The sequence below is a fragment of the Dactylosporangium sp. NPDC049525 genome, from assembly GCF_040676755.1.
Taxonomy (GTDB): domain Bacteria; phylum Actinomycetota; class Actinomycetes; order Mycobacteriales; family Micromonosporaceae; genus Dactylosporangium.
Genome location: NZ_JBFAPO010000054.1, coordinates 1 through 16,635, shown reverse-complemented (window position 1 = coordinate 16,635; position 16,635 = coordinate 1). Strand labels below are relative to the sequence as shown.

The 16,635-nt window shown below is 71.5% G+C and carries 17 protein-coding genes; 10 read left to right on the top strand and 7 right to left on the bottom strand.

The annotated features are described in order from the left end of the window. Positions 1–436: 436 nt before the first annotated feature. The gene (locus AB0K00_RS45085) at positions 437–1,360 is read left to right on the top strand and encodes a tetratricopeptide repeat protein (RefSeq protein WP_363535002.1); all 924 of its coding nucleotides are present in this window, start codon (positions 437–439) and stop codon (positions 1,358–1,360) included. 266 nt (positions 1,361–1,626) lie between these two features. Here the strand turns inward: AB0K00_RS45085 and AB0K00_RS45080 are convergent, their stop codons facing one another. Beyond that, positions 1,627–2,928, bottom strand: coding sequence for a carbohydrate-binding protein (locus tag AB0K00_RS45080; protein ID WP_363534999.1), 1,302 nt, complete (start codon positions 2,926–2,928; stop codon positions 1,627–1,629). Positions 2,929–3,130: 202 nt separating this feature from the next. Here AB0K00_RS45080 and AB0K00_RS45075 point away from each other — a divergent pair, with 202 nt between their 5' ends. Beyond that, complete coding sequence (locus AB0K00_RS45075) at positions 3,131–4,441, top strand: helix-turn-helix transcriptional regulator (protein ID WP_363534996.1); 1,311 nt, start codon at positions 3,131–3,133, stop codon at positions 4,439–4,441. After that, positions 4,434–5,714, top strand: a complete 1,281-nt coding sequence (locus tag AB0K00_RS45070) for a helix-turn-helix transcriptional regulator (protein WP_363534994.1) — start codon at positions 4,434–4,436, stop codon at positions 5,712–5,714. Before AB0K00_RS45075 ends, AB0K00_RS45070 begins: the two co-directional genes overlap by 8 nt. A gap of 5 nt (positions 5,715–5,719) precedes the next feature. Here the strand turns inward: AB0K00_RS45070 and AB0K00_RS45065 are convergent, their stop codons facing one another. Further along, a complete protein-coding gene (locus AB0K00_RS45065; RefSeq protein ID WP_363534991.1) occupies positions 5,720–6,184 on the bottom strand; it encodes a PPOX class F420-dependent oxidoreductase in 465 nt (154 codons plus the stop codon). 59 nt (positions 6,185–6,243) lie between these two features. Here AB0K00_RS45065 and AB0K00_RS45060 point away from each other — a divergent pair, with 59 nt between their 5' ends. The 5 genes from AB0K00_RS45060 to AB0K00_RS45040 all read left to right on the top strand — a co-directional run bounded on the left by AB0K00_RS45060 (position 6,244) and on the right by AB0K00_RS45040 (position 10,915). Beyond that, on the top strand, positions 6,244–7,284 hold the full coding sequence (locus AB0K00_RS45060) for a suppressor of fused domain protein (protein WP_363534989.1): 1,041 nt from the start codon (positions 6,244–6,246) through the stop codon (positions 7,282–7,284). A 51-nt stretch (positions 7,285–7,335) separates the two neighbouring features. Then, a complete protein-coding gene (locus AB0K00_RS45055; protein ID WP_363534986.1) occupies positions 7,336–7,707 on the top strand; it encodes a VOC family protein in 372 nt (123 codons plus the stop codon). Positions 7,708–8,763: 1,056 nt separating this feature from the next. After that, entirely contained in the window at positions 8,764–9,297 is a 534-nt protein-coding gene (locus tag AB0K00_RS45050; protein WP_363535155.1) for a SigE family RNA polymerase sigma factor, read from the top strand. Beyond that, entirely contained in the window at positions 9,290–10,546 is a 1,257-nt protein-coding gene (locus AB0K00_RS45045; protein ID WP_363534983.1) for a hypothetical protein, read from the top strand. Before AB0K00_RS45050 ends, AB0K00_RS45045 begins: the two co-directional genes overlap by 8 nt. Positions 10,547–10,756: 210 nt before the next feature. Continuing rightward, positions 10,757–10,915 (top strand): hypothetical protein, encoded by a 159-nt coding sequence (locus AB0K00_RS45040; protein ID WP_363534980.1) that lies wholly within the window; start codon positions 10,757–10,759, stop codon positions 10,913–10,915. A 33-nt stretch (positions 10,916–10,948) separates the two neighbouring features. Here the strand turns inward: AB0K00_RS45040 and AB0K00_RS45035 are convergent, their stop codons facing one another. The 4 genes from AB0K00_RS45035 to AB0K00_RS45020 all read right to left on the bottom strand — a co-directional run bounded on the left by AB0K00_RS45035 (position 10,949) and on the right by AB0K00_RS45020 (position 13,893). Further along, entirely contained in the window at positions 10,949–11,674 is a 726-nt protein-coding gene (locus AB0K00_RS45035; RefSeq protein ID WP_363534978.1) for a GAF and ANTAR domain-containing protein, read from the bottom strand. 73 nt (positions 11,675–11,747) lie between these two features. After that, positions 11,748–12,377 carry a GAF and ANTAR domain-containing protein gene (locus AB0K00_RS45030; RefSeq protein ID WP_363534975.1) on the bottom strand — a complete coding sequence of 210 codons (630 nt, stop codon included), beginning with the start codon at positions 12,375–12,377 and terminating at the stop codon, positions 11,748–11,750. Between the two features lie 135 nt (positions 12,378–12,512). Continuing rightward, positions 12,513–12,884 (bottom strand): hypothetical protein, encoded by a 372-nt coding sequence (locus AB0K00_RS45025; protein ID WP_363534972.1) that lies wholly within the window; start codon positions 12,882–12,884, stop codon positions 12,513–12,515. After that, positions 12,865–13,893 carry an acyl-CoA desaturase gene (locus AB0K00_RS45020; RefSeq protein WP_363534969.1) on the bottom strand — a complete coding sequence of 343 codons (1,029 nt, stop codon included), beginning with the start codon at positions 13,891–13,893 and terminating at the stop codon, positions 12,865–12,867. The genes AB0K00_RS45025 and AB0K00_RS45020 overlap by 20 nt, the downstream gene beginning before the upstream one ends. Positions 13,894–14,089: 196 nt before the next feature. On the opposite strand from AB0K00_RS45020, the gene AB0K00_RS45015 reads away from it, so the two are divergent. Beyond that, complete coding sequence (locus AB0K00_RS45015) at positions 14,090–14,770, top strand: SPFH domain-containing protein (RefSeq protein WP_363534966.1); 681 nt, start codon at positions 14,090–14,092, stop codon at positions 14,768–14,770. Between the two features lie 28 nt (positions 14,771–14,798). Here AB0K00_RS45015 and AB0K00_RS45010 read toward each other — a convergent pair whose 3' ends face one another. Continuing rightward, positions 14,799–15,239, bottom strand: a complete 441-nt coding sequence (locus AB0K00_RS45010) for a DUF5994 family protein (RefSeq protein ID WP_363534963.1) — start codon at positions 15,237–15,239, stop codon at positions 14,799–14,801. Between the two features lie 299 nt (positions 15,240–15,538). On the opposite strand from AB0K00_RS45010, the gene groL reads away from it, so the two are divergent. Next, positions 15,539–16,635: chaperonin GroEL (groL, locus tag AB0K00_RS45005; RefSeq protein WP_363534960.1), on the top strand; the 1,097-nt coding region annotated here is incomplete at its 3' end.

Sequence of the window (16,635 nt, the reverse complement as noted above, 5' to 3'; positions counted from 1 at the left end):
CACACCACCTGCCCTACAACGCAATCCGGCGCCACCTGCCAACGCCGAATGCCGTCCAGCAGTGCCTGCCCCACAACTCCGTCCGATGTCCTACGCTCCGCGATCCGGGCTGCCTGCCGCCCAACGCAAGCCGGCGACGCCCGACCCGCGATCCGGACCCGCCCCGCTCGTCACACATCGCGAGCCAGCGCCGCCTCCCTCCCGGCCCGAGGCGGCCACCACCCAACCACGGCTCACACCACCCGGACCGCCCCCGCTCGTCCCGCGATCCGAGCTGGACGCGCTCACCGCGCAACGCCGGGCGGCACCCTCCATCGGAGCCGGCGAGTCCGACGCGGCCGGCGAGTCCGACGCGGCCGGGCCCCACCAGAGCGGACCTGCCGCAACGGGACCGGCAGCACAGAACCCGGCGCGCGACGGGCTCGACCCAGCGGGGGTGCCGGACCCCGGTGACCTGGACGGCGTTCCGGCCGACGAGGCGGCGGCCGCGGAGTGGTTCGCGGTGCACCGGCGGGCGCTGATCGGGGCGGTGCAGGTGGCCGTCGCGTGCGGGTTCGACCGGGAGGTGTGGCGGCTGGCCTGGGCCATGGCCGACCACCTCGACCGGGGCGGGCACTGGGGCGACTGGATCGCGACGCAACGGGCCGCGGTCGGCGCCGCCGAGCGGCTGGGTGACACGGCGGCGCTCGCGCTGGCGCATCGCAGCCTGTCCAGCGGGTACATCCGAAGTGGACGGCACGCCGAGGCGCGGCGGCATCTGCAGGTGGCGTTCGACCTGTTCGTCGAGCTGGCGGATCACGCCGGGGCGGCCCGGTGCCAGCACGCGCTCGCCTGGTTGCTGGAGACGCAGGACCGGTTCGCGGAGGCGGTCGCGCACGACGAGCGGGCGCTGGACCTGTTCCGGCTGGCCGACGACCCGGTCGGTCAGGCGCGGGCGCTCAACTCGGCCGGCTGGCACCATGCCCGGCTCGGCCATCACGACCTGGCGCTCGAATGCTGCGAGGAGGCCCTCGAGCTGCAGCGCGGGCTCCGCGACGCGGCCGGGGTCGCGGCGACCCTCGACAGCCTCGGCTATGTCCATCACCGGCTCGGCGAGCACGACCAGGCGATCGAGCGTTACCAGGACGCGCTGCTGCTGTACGCCGAACAGGGCGACCGCTTCAACGAGGCCGACACCTCGATCCGGCTCGGCGACGCCTGGGCCGCGGCCGGGCGGTGGGACGTGGCCCGCGAGACGTGGCTGCGCGCCGTGGAGACGCTCGACGGTCTTGCCCACCCGAAGGCGGCCGAGGTCCGGACCAGGCTGCAGGGCCTCGACGCGCCGGCGGTCGACGCGCTCCGGTGGCCCGTCACCACCTGACGACGCTGCGACCGCCGGGGACGACGGTCACCGCAAACGTGCTGCCCGCGGCGGCGGGCCACCGGGGCAGATCGCCCGAGGCGGGCAGCCCGGAGCGAGCTGCCAACCGGAACAACCCGGAAGCGATCGTGCCCGCCCGCGGCCGGCCGACGCCGCGATCCTGGACAGCGTTGGACAGCACAAATGCGGAGCGGACCCGACGACGCTGTCGGGCCCGCTCCTCCCCATTCCCGCGAACCAAGACCAACGAAACTCAGTCCAGCGAATTACGACCACAAAGCCGGGACGTTCGGTGGCTCCCAGCCGACCTGCGAGGTGTGGCCTTGCAGGCAGCGGTAGGACCGGCCGCCGTAGGTGACGGTCGCGCCGGTCGCGTATACGGTGTTCGGCGCCCACGTTCCGCCCTGCGGCGGGGTCGTCGTGGCCGTCGCGGTGGGGCCCGGGCCGCCACCCGAGGTGACGAGGGTCAGCCCGTAGGCCTGCAGGATCTCGTTGACGGGCTGGTAGTACATCGTGCCGCCGGAGGTGCAGTTGCCTGAGCCGCCGGAGGTCACGCCCTGCGCCTGGGTGCCGGACAGCCACGAGCCGCCGGAGTCGCCGGGTTCGGCGCAGGCGTTGGAGCGCACGAGCCCGGTCACGGTGCCTTGGGAGTACGTGACGGACGCGTTCTTCTGCTGGATCGTGCCGCAGCGCCAGCCGGTGGTGGACCCGGAGCGGCAGACGGAAGCGCCGACGGCTGCCTCGGTCGAGCCGGCCACGGCGACGGTGCCACCGCTGTAGTTGTTCACCAGGCCGCGCGGGGTGTTGCCGGCGTCGACCTGTACCCAGGAATAGTCGTTGCCGGGGAAGCTCGACCCGCGGAACGTGCCACTCGGTTGGGTGGTGCGGGCGCCGCTGGTGCCGCAGTGGCCGGCGGAGACGAAGCCGCCGTTGACGGAGAACCCGATGGAGCACCTGGTGCCGCTGCCGATGTAGTACGCGTTGCCGCCGACCACGTCGATGTACGGCTTCGGGTCCTCGCTGGTTGCCTCGACACGGACCGCGGCCGGGTCGACGGCGGCTGCGGCCAGGAAACTCTGCGCCAGGGAGCCGAGGACGACGACGGTGTTGGCGCGCAGGTCCGCGTACCAGCCCTTGACGGTGCTCGGGGCGGCGGCGGAGTGCTGGTCGAGGCGGGCGACGATGTCGTTGAGCTGCGCTTCGCTGCGGCCGACGAGGACCGGGGTCGCGCCGAGGTTGCGCACCGCCTTCTGCTGCACGAGGTCGGTGACGCCGACGGCGACCGACCGGCCGTCGGCGGTGACCCAGGTGCCGCCATAGCCGGCGCCGAGGGTCTTGCGCAGCACCTGCTGGGTGGTCGCGGCGCGGCTGTCGAGAGTCAGCCGGTCGCGGGCCTGCGCCGGGGTGAGGTGCAGGTCGCGCTGGAGGGCGCTGAAGACGGCGGGTGCCACGCCGGGCGGCGGCGCGGCGGCGGTGTCGCTTGCGGCAAGGGCGTTGTGGGTGAGTACGCCGGTCGTGACCAGGGCGGCGGTCACGGTGACGGACAGCACCAGGGCAGTTCTGCGCATCGCAGTTCCTTCCCGGAGGGGAGCAACGGAGCGTGGGGGTGGTGGCCGGCATCGGGGCGGGGGAGGCTCCCGGCACCCCGATGCCGGAGACTGTGAGACGTGCGCAACTGGCTTGTTAACTCCAGTTACCGGCGTTGTTGCGTGAACGCTAGGACGCACACAGGCGGCTGTCAATACGCAGTTGATGTGGGAAGGTGGCGCCGTGACGGAGGAGGAGTCGCTCGGCGCGCGGATCAGGCGGCTGCGCCTCGAACGCGGGCTGACGCAACGGGAACTGGCCGAGCCGCGGTACACCCGCGCGTTCCTGGCCGCGATCGAGGCGGGCGTCCGCGTCCCGACCTCCGAGACGCTCGCCCACATAGCGGGCACGCTCGGGGTCGACGCCGACGACCTGCGCCACGGCCGCCCGGCCGACGTGGCCGGCTCGTTGGCGGCCGTGCTGGCCGAGGCGCGCCGCGAGCTGTCCCGCGGCAGGACGGCCGAGGCCGCGACGAAGGCGGCCGACGTCGAGCGGCTGGCCCGGCGATACGCGCTGGCCGAGCTCGAATGTCGCGCCGTCCACCTCGCCGGGGACGTCGCGCTGCACACCGGCGACGTGAGCGCGGCGATCCAGCGGTACACGACGGCGAAAACGCTGCTCGAGCCGCAGCACGTGACGCTGCGCGCCGCTGTCGTTGCGCGCGAGGCCTACTGCCTGCAGATCACCGGGGCCACCGGCGAGGCGATCACGCTGCTCGAGGCGGAGTTGCGCAGCGTCCGCGCCGCCACCGACCCCGATCCCGACGCGCTGATCCGGTTGACCAGCGCGCTGGTGTACACGTTTCTCGAGCTGGACTGGCGCGAACGGGCGCGGCGCCTCGAGCGGGAGGCGCTTGCGCTGCTGCCACGGGTGCGTAACCGCGAGTGGCTCGCGCAGTTCAGCGTGACGGTCGCCCAGGTGCGGCGCGACCACGATCTCGCCGACACTGAGCGGCTGCTCGGTGAGGCCCTCGCCATCTACACCGACCTCGGCCTCACCCGAGAGATCGGCATCTGCCAATGGGCACATGGGTACGTGCTGCGCCGCGTCGGGCGGGTCGGCGAGGCCGCCGCGCGGTTCGAGCAGGCCCGGGCCATCCTGCTCGAGGTCGGCGCGGTGCAGGACCTGGCCGGCGCCACCCTCGAACTGGCCGAGGCCCGCCGGCTCGACGGCGACCTGGACGAGGCGGAGCGGCTGGCCACCGAGGCCGCGGGCATCTGCCACCGCACCCAGCACCAGGAATGCATGGCCGAGGCGGACCGCATCCTCGGCCGGATCGCCGGTACCCGCACTCCAGGCGACCCGATCGCCGATCAACTCCTCAGCAGCGCCGCCGATCGTTACGCGGAGTCAGGACTTACCGCCGAACTTGTGACGACGAGCCGCTTGTTGGGCGAGCAACGGCGGGCTGCCGGTAACGTCGAGGGTGCGGCGGAGAGCTTCCGGCGGGGACTGCTCGCCGCCGCCCGCCCTTTGGTGACGCCTCATGAATGACGGCATCGGCGGGCGGATCCTGGCCCTGCGCACCGGCAAGGGCCTGACCCAGCGCGACCTCGCCGAGCCCAACTACACCGCCGCCTATGTCTCATCCGTCGAAAACGGTCACCGCGTCCCGTCCAACGACGCCCTCGCCCACTTCGCCACCCGCTTGTCCGTCGACGTCACGCAACTCACGACCGGCCGCCACCCCGGCGACGCATTGTCCATCGAGATCGACCTGTTGCAGGAGCGGCAGCCGCGGCGCTGGCACGAGCAGCGCGCGGCCGACCCGGCCGAGTCCCCGGTCCGCAGGGCCGCGGCGGAAGTCGTGCTCGGGCGGTGGTCGCTGGAGGCCGGTGCACCTGACGACGCCACCGGCCACTTCGACCGTGCCCGTCTGCTCGTCCCACCGACCCTCGCCCACCTGCGGACGCCGGCCGTCGTCGGGCTCGCCCTGTGCGCACGGCTGCAGGGGGATCCGGGGTATGCCGCGTATCTGCTGACCGACTTCCGCGACGAGCTGCATCGCGCCGGGCTGCCGGATCCGGCGGCGGCCCTTGCGATCCACGCGGTGCTCGCGCTGTGCCAGTCCGACCTGGGCGAGGACGCCACCGCGGCCGCGGAGACCGCCCTCGCGTTGGCCGGGCCGGTGGGCGGCGTGCTCGAGGCGCAGCTGGCCGTGGTCCGGACCCTCGCGGCCTCGAGCCACCTGACGGAGGCGAGGGCGGCCCTCGCCGCGGCGGCCGCCGCGGTGCTGGAGTCGTGGCTCGCGGACGAGATCGCCGGCGCGCACCGGATCCGGGCGCGGGCGCGGCTGTCAGCGGGTGACCTGGCCGGCGCCCTGACCGACCTGACCGCGGCGCGCCTGCGTTCGACGGGGGCGGCGGCCTTGGACGCGCTGGTTGACCTGGCGGAGGTGCATCGCGCCCTGGGAGACCCGGCGACCGCCCGGACCCTGCTGTCCGAAGCCGACCGGCTCACCGCTCCCGGCGGATCCGCGAGCGAGGTCCGGCAGGCTCGTGCCCACCGGGTGCATGCCCTGCTCAGCCAGGACGCCGGCGAGTTCGAGGCGGCCGAACGGCATCTCCGCGCCGCGATCGCCATCCACCGCCGGACCGGACCGCGGCGGGAGCTCGCCCAGCTCTCCCTCGATCTGGCCGACCTGCTGACCGCGATGCGCCGCCCGGACGACGCGCTGACCGTCCTCGCCGACGGCCTCACCGCCGTCGACGGCCACGCCGCCGTTGACGGCCACGCCGCTGCCGACGGCTACGTCGGTGAGTGGTGAACGGATCAGTCCGCGAGGCGGGCCGGGAAGCCACCCGTGGCGATCGGCCCCCACGACTCGATGGTCACGCGCAGCAGCGACTTGCCCTGCTGGCGCATCGCTTCGCGGTACTCGTCCCAGTCGGGATGCTCGCCGGAGATGCAGCGGAAATACTCGACCAGCGGCTCCATCGCCTCCGGCAGGTCCAGCACCTCGGCGACCCCGTCGACCTGGACCCAGGGACCGTTCCACTCGTCGGAGAGCACGACGACCGACACCCGGCTGTCGCGACGGGCGTTGCGTGCCTTGGCACGCTCGGGATACGTCGAGATGACGATCCGCCCCTGCGCGTCGACACCGCTGGCGACCGGCGATGCCTGCGGGCGGCCGTCGGCGCGGGTGGTGATGACCAACGCCCGGTGCCGGCTCGAGAGGAATTCGATCAGTTCGGAACGGCTCACGTCAGTGTTTGTCGCAATGGTACGGCCCATGCCTCAACCCTAATCGCACCAAGGGTTGAAGGATTTCTGAACTGTGGTTAGGTCGGCTGGTGACCTCCGACGCACCCGGCTGGGAAGCCATCGACGCCGCGCTCGACCGCCTTTACCCCGGCGTCGAGCCCAAGCACTACGCCACGCTGGTGAAATGGTCGCTGGGCGGCCCGGACCCGCTGGACGGCATCAGCTTCTATGCCCGCGAATCGCCGGTCCCGCACTGGCACATCGTCAGCTATGGCATGAGCGAGCTGTATTCGGCGCCGAATCCCGACGCGGAGTGGTCCGGCTGGGGATACGAGTTCACGTTCAGGGTGCGCCGCGAGCCGGGTGAGACCACACCGCCCGTCTGGGCCGCGAACTTCCTGCAGAACCTGGCCCGCTACAACTTCGGCAGCGGCAACGGTTTCGCGCCCAATCACCAGATGGACCTCAACGGGCCGATCGCGTTGGAGCACCAGACACTGATCCGCGCCATCGCTTTCGTCGAGGACCCGGAGCTCGGCATCATCGAGGCCCCGTTCGGCAAGGTCCGGTTCCTGCAGGTCTTCGGCATGACCCTGGACGAGTATGCGGCGACCCAGACGTGGAGCGTGGAGGCGGTGCTCAACCTCGCCGTCGGGTACGTGCCGCTGTTCATCACCGACCTGCGCCGCAACTCGCTCACCGACGTCCCCGCCTTCGCCGACAAGGTCGCCGCGGGCCGCCGCCGCGACGGCTCGTCCACCGGCAGCCTGGCCGTCGCCGAGTTCGCCTGGCTCCCCGACGGCGACGGCTACCGCCTGATCGTCGGCGCCCACGCGGTCGAGCGCATCGCCGCGATCCTGCGTGGTCGCCTCCGCTTCGGACGGACCCTCGTCGTCAACGGCCCCGACAGCAGCGTCGAGTTCTCGCCCGGCAGCTTCGCCCTCGGTACCAACAACGACGGCGCCCTGTTGAAGATCGTCCTCACGGACGAGGCCCTGGACCACCTGACCGGCGTCCTCGTCCCCTTGGCCGGCGCGTCACCGGTGCCGGAGGCTCCGGGCCTGATCGTCGACGTCCGCCCGACCCTCATCCGCGACGGCGATGGCAACGTGGTCGAACGGATCGGCTGAGCTGTGCCCGGACCCCGGAGAAAATGTCGGTCGTCTCCATAGACTGGAAGCATGCTTGACCACATCGGGATCCAGGTCGCCGACCTGACCGCCAGCAAGGCGTTCTACGACGCGGTCCTCGCACCGCTCGGCGCGAAACGCATGATGGAGTTCCCCGGCGTCGCCGGCTATGGCGTCACCAAGCCCGACTTCTGGCTCGGCCCGGTGACCGTCGACGTCGTCCAGCGCGAGCTGCACGTCGCCTTCTCCGCCGCCGACCGCGCGACGGTCATCGCCTTCCACGAGGCCGGCGTCGCCTTCGGCGCGGAGGTCCTGCACGCCCCGCGGGTCTTCCCCGAATACCACCCCGACTATTTCGGCGCCTTCCTCCGCGACCCCGACGGCAACAACGTCGAGGCCGTCTGCCACCTGCCCGCCCCGTAGCCCGCAACGACCCCGCCCCGCCCCATAGCCCGCCCCGCACCGACGGCGGCGGCGTCCTGGACTCCGCAGTCCCGCTGCGCGTCGCCGCACCCGGCACGGCTCCGTCCCGAACGCGTCCGCACGTGGCGGCCCATGTGGTGGCCCCGGCACATGCCGCCCATCGCATTTGCCGCCCGCACGTCGCCGCTCCACGTCGCCACCCGCATGTGCCACCCGCACGGCGCGGCCCGCACGTCGTCCGCCCTCACGGCGCCCGCCCGCATGTGCCGCCCGCACGGCTCCGTCCCGAACGCGTCCGCACGTGGCGGCCCATGTGGTGGCCCCGGCACATGCCGCCCATCGCATTTGCCGCCCGCACGTCGCTGCTCCACGTCGCTGCCCGCATGCGCCGCCCGCACGGCTCCGTCCCGAACGCGTCCGCACGTGGCGGCTCGTGTGGTGGTCCCGGCATGTGCCGCCCATCGCATTTGCCGCCCGCACGGCGCGGCCCGCGCGGCGCGGCCCGCACGGCGCCGCTCGGCGTCGCGCTTCCGCAGCTGCCCTTGCGCTGCAGGGCGTGCGGCGTATCGCGCCATCGCAGCTTCCCCGCACACCGGTCGACGCTGGAGCCCCAGCGTTGCCAAACGACTGAACAGCTGCCGCTGAGGCGACCGCAACGCCACCGAAGCTGTTCTGCATGCGGACCTGCGTGCAGCGGTCGGCGTCCCGGAATCCCCGCACAAAAGCCGCGAGTCCGGGCATTGACCAACGCCTGGCTGGACCCGCGAGGCATCGACAGCAGTGGCGGATGAGAACGCGCGGCCAGCGGCACCCCAGCCGAGCCGGCGGCCACCCCGGCAGCGCGACTCGGTCCATGCCCACCAAGGCCGCCCCGGTGAGCAAAAGCCCGCCGAAGGCCCCGATGCGGGCGGCGCAGCAGGAAGCGGCGCAGGTCAGCGGGGGTGCCGGGAAATCTGCAAAATTCTTTGCGTCATGCTGCAACCGGCCGCTCAGGCATCGCGTGTTGGTTGCGTGCACCGGGGAGAAGCCCGGGGCGAATTCGGGGAGGACGGGCACATGGCGATGCGCCAATCGGTGTCGGAGGACACCGGGCCACCGCAGTTCGACGCATTCTATGCTGCGCATTTTCAGCGGCTTTCGCTGCAACTCTACGCGTACACGGGAGACATCGGGCAGGCGCAGGATTTCGTGCAGGAGGCGTTCTGCCGGGCGCTGCCGAAATGGAGCAGGATCGCGCGGTACGACGATCCGGTGGCCTGGCTGCGCAAGGTCGCATGGAATCTCGCGACCAGTCGTTTCCGCCGGTTGAAGGTGCAGCAGGCGCATGCCAGGCGATACCGCGAGGAACACGTCGAAGGGCCCGGGCCGGATCGGGTGGCGCTCGCCAGAGCGTTGAAGGCGCTTCCGGAGAACCATCGCAGGGCCGTCATTCTCTTCCATCTCGCCGACCTTTCCGTGGCGGAGATCGCCGAGCAGGAAAAGGTGGCCGAAGGCACCGTGAAAGCGTGGTTGCACCGGGGGCGGGCCGCGCTCGCCGTTCAGCTCAGTGAGGCACGGACCGATTCCAGAATGGAGCAGCGCAATGGCTGACGAGCAGCACCTCGACCTTATCGACAACGCATTCTCGAACTTCCGTGAGGACGGTCCGTTGCCGGCGCCGCTGGGCACGGGCGCGGTGCGCACCACGGTCCGGCACCGGCACCGGGTGCGGGTCATGACCGCCGGGGCGCTCGCGGCACTTGCCGTCGCCGCGCCGATCACGGCGTATGCGACCGGCCGCCTCGACTCCAACGGTCCGCCGACGGTGCCTGGCGCGACCGCGACGGTCAGCGAGTCGGCGGCGCCGGAGCCGACCACGGTGGAGCCGACCAAGTCGGCCCCCGACGGCAGGATCACCCAGACGGATCTCGGCAACGCGGTGCTCGACCTGCCGAAGTGGGTCGACGAGCAGCTGAACCAGGGCATGTGCCCGACCGGGCGGCAGCAGTTCAGCAAGGGCAGGACGAAGGCGGCCGACGACGTCGCGGACTTCAGCCACATCGGTACCGCTGCCGTCAAGAAGGTCGTCCACGCCGACGTCGACGGTGACGGCGCGCAGGAGACGGTCGCGGTGATCGAGTGCATCACCGGGGAGCTCGGCGTGCAGGCCGTCGTCGGCTTCGACCGGGACGCGTCCGGCGCCATCGTGACGATGGGGCTCGTCGTGGGCAGTGACCTGGGGGGAGCGGCGAAGGGCCGGCCCGAGGTGATCCGCGACATCCGCGTCGCCGGCACGAAGATCGAGGCGGAGCTCGGCGACCTGGTCATCTGCTGCGTCGACGACGAGCAGCCGGTGACCAACTACCACTGGCGTACCTACTCGTGGACCGGCACGGCGTTCGCGCAGACCGGCGGCCCGACGGCGATGCCGCAGAACCCGCGGCTGACCAACCTCGGCGTGAAGCTCACCGGCACGCCGGTCCGCGTCAACGGCACCGAGATCACCGGGGCGCTGACCGCGACCATCCACAACGCCGGCCCGACGGCGCAGGAGCCGGTGCTCTGGCTCACGGTGCCGGCCGGCATCTCGCTGAAGAACCTGCCAAGTAACTGCCGGCTCCTCAACGACGTCGAGGTCGTGCTCCGCTGTGAGCTGCCGAAGCTCCAGGTCGGCAAGGACACCACGTTCAAGGTCGACTTCGCCGGCCCGGCGGCCACGTTCCCCGTCGGGACGCAGATCGAGGCCGTGATCCACGTGTACACCAACATCACCGATAGGGACCACGACGAGCGGGACTACTACGGCGACACCGACCCGCGCGACAACTTCACCGCGCTGAAGTTCACCGTCAGCAGCTGAGGCTGCCAAACCCCCGGCCCGGCGACGCCAGACGTTGCCGGGCCGTCGGCGTCATGGCGGGGCAAGCGTAGAATCAACGGTGACGTCCGGTCCCGGGCGACCTTTTTCTCTTGGCCGCACCGTCGGCGCGCCGCCCGTTCGATGGGCAGGCGATGGTGATCCCCGGCTGACTGACGACACCGTCCAGCAGTCATCACATCGGGAGCAGCCATGACCGTAGCGAAATCCAAGATCCTCGCCATCCTGCGCAGTCGCGGGCAGAACGACCGGGCCGACTGGGTCGACCGGACGATGCCGGACGAGATCGACACCGCCAAGAACTCGGGCCTGCTCAACCTGCTCAAGCTCGACCTGGCCGACCTGACCTGAGCCGACCTGACCTGAGCCGGCCTGAGCATCCCGCTAGGCGGTCAGGTCGCCCAGCGCTCGCAGGTCGGTGACCGCGAGGCGGGCGACCTCGCTGAGGCGGCGGTTGGTGCGCCGGGCGTTGGAGCGCAGCAGCTCGAAGGCCTCGTCCACGGAGACGTTGAACGCCTGGGCGACCGCGCCCTTGGCCTGTTCGATGACGATGCGGCTGTTCAGCGCGCCCTGCAGCTGCTCGGTGAGCAACTCGCCGCGGCGGATCGCGCGTTCCTGCAGCAGGCCGATCGCGGCGACGTCGGCCATCGCCTGGATGATCTGCACGTCGGCGGCGTCGAACGCGGCGTCCCGGGTGCCGAAGAGGCCCATCGCGCCGATGACGTCTTCTCGTAACCGGAGCGGAAACGCGTGCACGGAGCGGAAACCGGCATCGGTCGCGTAGGGCGCGAAGCGGGGCCAGCGGGCGCCCGCGGTGCTCAGGTCGGCGTTGACGACGGGCTCGGCGGTGCGGAACGCGTCCAGGCAGGGCCCGTCCTGCCACTGCAGCTGGAAGACCTCGAGCAGTTTGGTCGACTCGTCGGACGCCGCCATGAAGTGCAACCCGCCCCGCTGGTCGGCGAGGAGCAGGCCCACCGTGGTGTCCTCGACGAGGCTGGCCGCCCGGTCGGCGAGCATCTGCAGGAACTCGATCAGGTCGAACTCGGCGACGAGCGTGTCGGCGACCTCGACGAAAATCGCCGCCAGCCGTTGCTCGGATACCGTGGTCATGACAGCTTCCCGGCCTTCCCTGCGGTCGTCGTATGGTCCGCCATGCCGGCTCCTCCACTACGCTCTGGATCGGTCATGGGCGCTCGATGTCGAAGCGCAGCCGCCGGGCCACGATGTCGGTGGCCACCGCGCTCAACGCCCGGTTCTCGGCGTAGGCGTGGGCGCGGATCCGGATCATTGCCTCGGCGAGCGGGACGCCGAGCTGGACGCTGACCATGCCCTGCGCCTGGAAGATTTCGGCTCTGGGCCCGAGGTCCAGCGTTTCGGGGCCGCGCTCCTGACCGTCCAGCAGCAGCGTCACCAACTGGTCGGCGATGGTGAGGGCGCGACCGACGTCGGCCCGGGACAGGGGCCCGGGACTGGTCCGGAACACGTCGAGCACGCCCAGCCGGGCCGCGCCGACCTGCAGCGGGAAGGCGAACACCGCGCTGATTCCCTCGGCCCGTACCGCTGGGGTGTAGACCGGCCATCGCCCGGCGGCGCCGTCGGCGAGGTCGGACACCAGCACCGGGGCACCGGCGGCGAACGCGTCGATGCACGGGCCTTCCCCGTAGGTGAACTGGAGCTCCTCGACCACCGCGGTGTGCGCGTCGGATGCGTCCGCCATGCCGTGGACTCCGTTGTCGGCCATCACGCTCACCCCGACACCTGAGGCGGACAGCGCCCGCACGGCGTCGATGCAGGCGTGCTTCAGATCAACCATGACACCCGCCTCCGGAGCGCCGTCGCAGCCAACGCTGGGCCCACACAGCTGAGTGGCGCTGCCGGGCCTGGGCAGCCGGACGCCGGGGCCGGCATCGCTACCGCTGACGCTACTGCAATTCGCACCGGCACCCCACTACCCCGGCGACGCGGCGCCCGCGGCGAGGACGGCCGCCAGTTCACGGGCGATGTGCCGGTCGTACACCGGGCCGAACCACCCGGAAGGGGTGCGCAGGTGCTCGACGCTGCGCCGGACGGCGATCGCGGTCAGCCACGAGCGGGCGTCGCCGGGCCGGGTGAGCGGGGCGAGCCACCACACTTCGAGGAAGACCGCCCTGGTGATGGCCGGGGCGGCCGCGGTGTCACCGGTCTCGGCGCCGACGAGGTCGAGGATGCGACCTGCCATCAGGTCATGGAGGTGTACGAACGCGGCGGCATCCCGCCCGGCGACCCGCTCCAGCAGCACGCCGATGTCGGTCGAGACGGGCTCAGGTGAGGCGGGCCGCACCGGCGCCCACGCTGTCCAGGTGGCGCAGGACCTCGCGCCACGACCGCCAGAGGCTGGTCTCGCAGTAGTCGACGCCGTTCTCGGCGCAGAAGCGGCGCACGAGGATCTGGGCCCGCCGCAGGTTGGCGCGCGGCATGCTGGGGAAGAGGTGGTGCTCGATCTGGTAGTTCAGGCCGCCGAGGGCCGTGTCGACCAGCCAGCCGCCGCGGACGTTGCGGGACGTGAGCACCTGCCGGCGCAGGTAGTCCAGCTGGTTGTCGGCGTCGAGGATCGGCATGCCCTTGTGGTTCGGGGCGAACGCGCTGCCCAGGTACACGCCGAACAGCCCCTGGTGAACGGCGATGAAGACCAGGCCCTGCAACGGGCTGAGGACGAGGAAGACCGCCGTCAGGTACAGCACGACGTGCGTGCCCAGCAGCGCGATCTCGGTCGGCCGCCGGCGCAGCTTCGCCCGGAACACGGCCTGAGCGCTGTTGAGGTGCAGGCTCATCGCCTCGAGGGTCAGCAGCGGCAGGAAGAGGTAGCCCTGCACGCGGACGAGCGCCGCCCGTAACCCGCGCAGCCCGGCGGCCTGACCGGTGCTGAACGCCAGGGGCGCCACGACGATGTCCGGGTCGGCGCCTTCGGTGTTGGGGTTGGCGTGGTGCCGGTTGTGCTTGTCGATCCACCAGCCGTAGCTCAGCCCGATGGCGAGGTTGGCGTGGAAGAGGCCGAGGAGGTCGTTGGCGCGGCGCGACCGGAAGATCTGGCGGTGACCGGCGTCGTGGCCGATGAAGCCCACCTGCGTGAACAGCGCAGCGAGCAGGACCGCGGTGAGCAGCTGCCACCAGGACTGGCCGATGAGCACGAACGCCGTCCAGGTGGCGACCAGCATGCCGCCCACCGCCGCGATCCGGGTGACGTAGTAGCCGTGCCGGCGATCGAGCAGGCCGGCCTGTTTCACGCGGCGGGAGAGTTGTGCGTACTGGCTGCCGACGTCGCCCTGCGTGGGCTCGACGTATGTGCTCATGGTTGATCCCCGACCGTGGGAGGCGTGAAGGCGATAGCAGCGCCACCAGGGTCTGGGGAGGCCCTCCCAACGGTACCCCGGCGGGAGCATGCCCGCTTGGCGTCGGCCCATGTCACTGCGGTCGATGGGTCACGGGCGTAGCATCAAGGCACCCTTCTGCCGCCTCTGCCGCTTGCACCTCGACAGGAAGTGCGCCATGGATGCACCGGCGATCATCGAGTGCGCGGCGATCATCGGCTGCCTCGCCCTAGCCGCCCGCGCGGTGCGGGTGATCCGGCCGCACGAGCGAGGCGTGGTGGTCCGTCTCGGCCGGCCGCGAACGGCGACGCGAGCCCCGGGTCCGACGTTCGTGCTGCCCGGCATCGACCGGCTGCACCGGATCAGCCTGTGGACGGTCGTGGTCGACGTCGCCGCCGAGGACGTGATCACCCGGGACAGGGTCGCCGTCGGGCTGCACGCGCTGGTGTCGTTCCACGTCGTCGAGCCGATCGGGGCGCTGTTCCACGTGGAGGACTACCAGCGGGCGGTGCTGGCGACCACCCGCGCCGCGATCCGGGCCGCGATCAGCCGGGTGGACCTGCGTGACCTGCTGGCCAACCGCGCCGACCTCAACGCGGAGCTCACCGGCGCGGCGGCCGCCGCCGTCGATGACCGGTGGGGCGTCAAGGTCGATCGGGTCCAGCTCGAAGAGCTCGGGCTGCCGGCATCGCTCACCAGGGTCATGGCGCGGCAGGTGCGGGAGCACCGCCGCGTCGCCGGCGTCACGCCCGCGCTGAACGTCCCCACGCGCGGTGTGACGAAGACGAGAGCGGCAGGCGCGGCGAAGGGCGTGGGCCCCGCCGCCTGGACCGGCCCGCGGTCCCCGATGGACTGCTGACCGGCCCGGACCCGCCGGACGTGCGGCGCTACGCCGCGTGCAGGATGGCCGGCGCGCGGCGGCGGTTGGTGGCCGCGGCGGCCGCGGCCATCATCGCCCTGGCGCTCGCCTCGCCGGTCGCGGGTGGCACGACGAGCAGGTCGATCTGGGTGCCGCGGTCGGTGGTGGCGACCACGACCGCCGGGTCCACGGTGCTGAACCAGCCGGTCCGCACGACGCCGCCGTCGACCGCCAGCCGCCGGACCTGGGTGTCCCAGGCGTCGGCGTTGAGCATCAGCCGGTGGATCGGCCCGTAGCGGGCGGCGAGCGCGACGACCAGCCCCGGCAGCTCGGCGACCGGATCAGTGGACCGGGGCCACCAGCCGCCGTCGAGCACGGACTGGTCGGTGCGCGCTTCGGCGAGCTCCAACCGCGGCGAGGACGGCGGGCCGGGCGGCACGACGGTGGCGCGTTGGGCGGTGGTGAGCATGGCGGACCGCTTCCATGAAGCTCGCGTCGATCAGGGCGGGCCGCGACTCGAAGGACCGAAGGCTCCCCGGCGGTGGACCGATCGCCAAGGGCTGGAGCGACGCGCTCAGCCTACGCCCGTACCAAGGCCGCGAACGGCGTCCGCAGCTTGTGTTTCGAGGGGGCGGGTGCTACACCGGTGTTAGCACTCAACCTATGCGAGTGCCAGCCGCATTCAGTTGTGACCGTCCGCCACGGTCATCGCAGGTCGGTCCGAGCAGTGCCGCCCGTTTTGGCACACCGATCCAGAGGACGACGCAGATGGCCAAGTTGATCGCATTCGGCGAAGAAGCCCGCCGCGGCCTTGAGCGAGGTATGAACATCCTCGCCGACACGGTGAAGGTGACGCTCGGCCCGAGGGGCCGCAACGTCGTCCTGGACACCAAATGGGGTGCGCCCACCATCACGAATGACGGTGTGAGCATCGCCAAGGAGATCGAGCTCGAGGACCCCTATGAGAAGCTCGGCGCCGAGCTGGTCAAAGAGGTCGCGAAGAAGACCGACGACGTCGCCGGTGACGGCACGACGACCGCGACCGTCCTCGCGCAGGCGCTGGTCCGCGAGGGCCTGCGCAACGTCGCGGCCGGCGCCAACCCGCTCGCGCTGAAGCGTGGCATCGAGGCGGCGGTGGCCTCCGTCATCGAGGAGCTGGCGAAGCTCGCCAAGGACGTGGAGACCAAGGAGCAGATCGCGGCCGCCGCGTCGATCTCCGCCGGTGACTCCACGGTCGGCGAGATCATCGCCGAGGCGATGGACAAGGTCGGCAAGGAAGGCGTCATCACTGTCGAGGAGAGCAACACCTTCGGGCTGGAGCTGGAGCTCACCGAGGGCATGCGCTTCGACAAGGGCTACATCTCGCCGTATTTCGTGACCGACACCGAGCGCATGGAGACGGTCCTCGACGACCCCTACATCCTCATCGTCGAGTCGAAGATCTCCGCGGTGAAGGACCTCCTGCCGGTGCTGGAGAAGGTCATGCAGTCCGGCAAGCCCCTCGCGATCATCGCCGAGGACGTCGAGGGCGAGGCCCTCGCGACCCTGATCGTGAACAAGATCCGCGGCACGTTCAACTCGGTCGCGGTGAAGGCGCCCGGCTTCGGCGACCGCCGCAAGGCGATGCTGACCGACCTGGCGATCCTGACCGGCGCCCAGGTCATCTCCGAGACCGTGGGGCTGAAGCTGGAGAACGCCACGCTCGACCTGCTCGGGCACGCCCGGAAGCTGGTCGTCACCAAGGACGAGACGACCCTGGTCGAGGGCACGGGCGACGCCGATGGCATCAACGGTCGGGTGGCGCAGATCCGGGCCGAGATCGAGAAGTCGGACTCGGACTACGACCGGGAGAAGCTGCAGGAGCG